The following is a 3,494-nucleotide window of genomic DNA, read 5'->3' on the forward strand; positions in this document are numbered from 1 at the left end:
TCCTCTAAAAAAATATAGTGGCGCTCAAACATATTCTATTCCTCAAAGTATCAATTTAGCAGACTATAAATCTGCCGCTATCTGGTGTCGCAAGTTTAATGCTACTTTTGGCGCTGCTAATTTGAATCAGTAAATATTAAACCAATTCGCAATTCGCAATGACGCGACGCTCCTGCGTCGCTAACGCTTCGCTATCGCGGACTCGCCTTGCGCGTCGCTAACGCAATTAAGTTTTGAGATGGGGATTTAAACCTCTTTCTCATTACAAGCAATTCCCTTTGGGGATGGGAAATTAACCCCTCTTGTTTGTTAAAGCTACAAAATCAAAAAATGACTGCAATCATCGACATAAAAACATTATATGAATCCAATTACCTGCAATGGTTAGAGGAAACTATTAAATGTCTCAAAAATCGACAATTAGCAGACGTTGACTATGAAAACTTAATAGAAGAATTGGAAGATTTGGCTAAAAATGAAAAAAGGCGAGTAAGAAGTTTATTGGAACAGATTATTAGATATTTATTACTTTATCAATATTGGGATTTAGAGAAGCCAAGAAATGCTAATCATTGGGCTGCGGAAATTATTAGTTTTCGGAACCAAGTGAATGAAGATTTAAGTGCCAATTTACGCAATTATTTAGAGGTAAATTTCAGCATAATTTATAGCAATGCCTTAGATTATGTTAAAGCTAAAACAAAGCTAACTAATTTACCTGAATTATCTCCTTATACTTTAGAGCAAACTTTGGATAAAAATTGATTGCCTTAATCTTAAATTTTGATTTTTTACACAAACAAAACATATTCATATTGTAACTCACCAACACCATAAAATTAAGTCGCTGAATTATCCACTAAAGACCATCCTAAACTGGTTGACTGTTCATAAACCCGCTTTAAAGTATTCACATCCCTAACAGAAATAGGCGACGGATTACGAACTTGGGAAAAATATAGCGCATCAGTTTGTAGCGGACTATGGCCCCAAATTCCCAGTGCATGACCGAATTCGTGGCGGCTAGCTGCAATAAGATACTCACCTGTTTGACTGGGACTTAATAAGATGGTGAAGCGGTGGGATAAAACTTTGTTGCTGGTGTACAACTCGTAAGTAGTTTGTGCCGATCGCGCACGAGGTATATTACTACCAGGAGAAATTTCTAGAGGTGGCGCTTTTCGCACAATCGTAATATCAGCAATTTCTGGCTGTTCGACTATTGTTGAAGGTAAATAAGTACTCCACTCTTGTACACCCTGCAAGACAGCTTTAACCCATGCTTGAGCTTGTTTTTCGTTAACAGCTCTTGGTGGTTCTACGTAAACTCGAATAGGAAATTGCGACCAGACTAAATAACCAACTTGGGTTGTTGTGACTTGGGAAAAGTAATCACCACTGTTTGTGCCATCTTGCCACTGTGCGAGTGTAGGCGGTAAGGGATGGGGTTTTGGGGGAGACGATGGAGGAAGAGAAATTATTGAGTCTAAATATACAGATTTTGGTATTATTGTAAACCCATCACTAGACTGGAGATTAGTAAAAATGATTAATAGCCCTGTGCCAAAAAACAAGGCAAGAGCTGTAATTAACCGTTGTGAAATAAAATTTATTAGAGTGTTAAGTATCGAGTGTTGGGTTTTTTGCCCCATTAACCTATCCTTATTTAGGCAGCCAACCAGCACTTAAAACTACTGTTAAACCGAGAAAAATTACTGTCAATGCCCAAGTAATTCGGTTTAAGGTGTTTTCTGCACTTTTGGTGCTGCTAAATAGCTGGGCTTGTCCGCCAATGGCTCCAATACCATCACCTTTGGGGCTATGCAGTAAAACTAAGATAATCAAACCAGTGGCGGAAAAGGCCCAAATGCCTTGCACGATATTAGTAACTGTCATGGTAGCAATCTCATTTATAAAAAGTTTCAAAAAACAGACTACAGGAGTTAGGAGTTTTAAGTGAACTCCTAACTCAGCACTCTTTTATAGCCCCACTTGTACGGGAGTGCGAGTGCGTTGCAACTCATATTCTGCTGTTTTCAGCAGCGATCGCCCGGTCATTTCTGGTGGCTGAGGCAGCTGTAAAATCTCTAGAATCGTGGGAGCGATGTCGGATAGCTTGCCATCGCTTCGCAATTCGACATTTGTACCATATCCAGGGATTTTGACTTTCTCGCCTTCTACCAAGATCAAGGGGACTGGGTTAGTGGTATGAGCCGTCCAGGGATTACCCCCTTCATCTAGCATATACTCGGCGTTACCGTGGTCAGCAGTAATAATTGTTGTACCCCCTGCTTTGATAACGCTCTCTAGTAGGCGTCCCAAACAGCGATCAACTGTTTCAACTGCTGTAATGGTAGCTTCGATTTGACCAGTATGCCCTACCATGTCTGGGTTGGCATAGTTAATCACAACCAGGGAATATATACCCTTTTGAATCGCAGCGATCGCTACATCTGTAACTGCTGCTGCTGACATCGCTGGGGCGTGATCGTAAGTCGCTACCATCGGGCTGCTTACTAGTTCCCGATCTTCTCCAGCGAAAGGTTCCTCCAGACCCCCATTAAAGAAATAGGTTACGTGGGCGTATTTTTCTGTTTCGGCGGTGCGGAACTGATTCAGACCATGATTAGCTATGACTCCTCCCAGAATGTTACTGAGATTCTGCGGCTCAAAGGCTACAGCCACGGGTAAGTCTGAATCGTATTGTGTAAACGTGACAAAAGACAGTGGTGTAATTTGCTGTCTTTCAAAACCGTTAAAAGTGGGACTGACCAAAGCTTGAGTCAGTTGTCTGGAGCGATCCGGGCGGAAGTTGAAAAATATCACTCCATCCCCTGGTTCTATTGCGCCGGGTGCAATTCTAATGGGGTTGATAAATTCATCTTTTACCCCTTCGGCGTAAGATGCTTGCAAGATTTCCACAGCCGTGCGATTATCAACCAGACCATCTTGGGTCATCACATCGTAGGCGCGTTTTACTCGATCCCAACGGTGATCGCGATCCATCGCGTAGTAGCGACCGCTGAGGGTGACTATGCGCCCAATTCCTGTGCGGTCTATGTAATTTTCCAGCAGTGTGATTGCTCTTACACCGTCAGTTGGGGCGGTGTCACGACCATCGGTAATAGCGTGGATACAAACTTCTGGAATTCGCTCTTTCTTGGCTAAGTCAAGTAGTCCGAATAGATGGGTGATATGCGAATGTACCCCTCCCTCAGAACAAAGCCCGACTACATGCAGCTTGCTATTCCGAGAGCGAACTTCCTGGCAAATTTTGACGAGTGCTGGGTTTAAGGCAATAGAACCGTCTTCGACCGCATCAGAGATGCGTACCAGTTCTTGCGGTACAACTCGCCCAGCACCAATGTTCAAATGACCTACTTCCGAGTTGCCCATTTGACCTTCTGGCAACCCTACGGCTTTTCCTGATGTGCGGATGAGGGTATGCGGGTAAGCTGCCCATAAACTTTCCACAATGGGAGTTTTAGCAGCAA

General features: G+C 42.9%; 5 protein-coding genes. 2 read left to right on the plus strand and 3 right to left on the minus strand.

Annotated elements, in window-relative coordinates; all coding sequences use genetic code 11:
* Both VE944_RS10005 and VE944_RS10010 read left to right on the plus strand, forming a co-directional pair.
* The coding region (locus VE944_RS10005) for a DM13 domain-containing protein (protein ID WP_324976001.1) at positions 1-133 on the plus strand (133 nt) is incomplete at its 5' end.
* A gap of 197 nt (positions 134-330) precedes the next feature.
* Entirely contained in the window at positions 331-765 is a 435-nt protein-coding gene (locus VE944_RS10010; protein WP_324975990.1) for a DUF29 domain-containing protein, read from the plus strand.
* A gap of 74 nt (positions 766-839) precedes the next feature.
* On the opposite strand, the gene VE944_RS10015 is transcribed toward VE944_RS10010, so the two are convergent.
* The 3 genes from VE944_RS10015 to gpmI form a co-directional block, all read right to left on the minus strand.
* Positions 840-1,652: a peptidase gene (locus VE944_RS10015; protein WP_324975993.1), complete on the minus strand. Its 813-nt coding sequence runs from the start codon at positions 1,650-1,652 to the stop codon at positions 840-842.
* Positions 1,653-1,662: 10 nt separating this feature from the next.
* Complete coding sequence (gene secG / locus VE944_RS10020) at positions 1,663-1,896, minus strand: preprotein translocase subunit SecG (RefSeq protein ID WP_094328436.1); 234 nt, start codon at positions 1,894-1,896, stop codon at positions 1,663-1,665.
* A gap of 84 nt (positions 1,897-1,980) precedes the next feature.
* The coding region (gene gpmI, locus VE944_RS10025) for a 2,3-bisphosphoglycerate-independent phosphoglycerate mutase (RefSeq protein ID WP_324975998.1) at positions 1,981-3,494 on the minus strand (1,514 nt) is incomplete at its 5' end.

Origin of the sequence: Nostoc sp. (genome assembly GCF_035638895.1) — a bacterium.
In the GTDB taxonomy this organism is placed as follows: domain Bacteria; phylum Cyanobacteriota; class Cyanobacteriia; order Cyanobacteriales; family Nostocaceae; genus Nostoc.

What these genes read in the sequence shown, in the direction of transcription:
- VE944_RS10010 (WP_324975990.1), top strand. Translation starts at nt 331, where the DNA reads ATGACTGCAATCATCGACATAAAAACATTATATGAATCCAATTACCTG.
- secG (WP_094328436.1), bottom strand. Translation starts at nt 1,896, where the DNA reads ATGACAGTTACTAATATCGTGCAAGGCATTTGGGCCTTTTCCGCCACT.
- VE944_RS10015 (WP_324975993.1), bottom strand. Translation starts at nt 1,652, where the DNA reads ATGGGGCAAAAAACCCAACACTCGATACTTAACACTCTAATAAATTTT.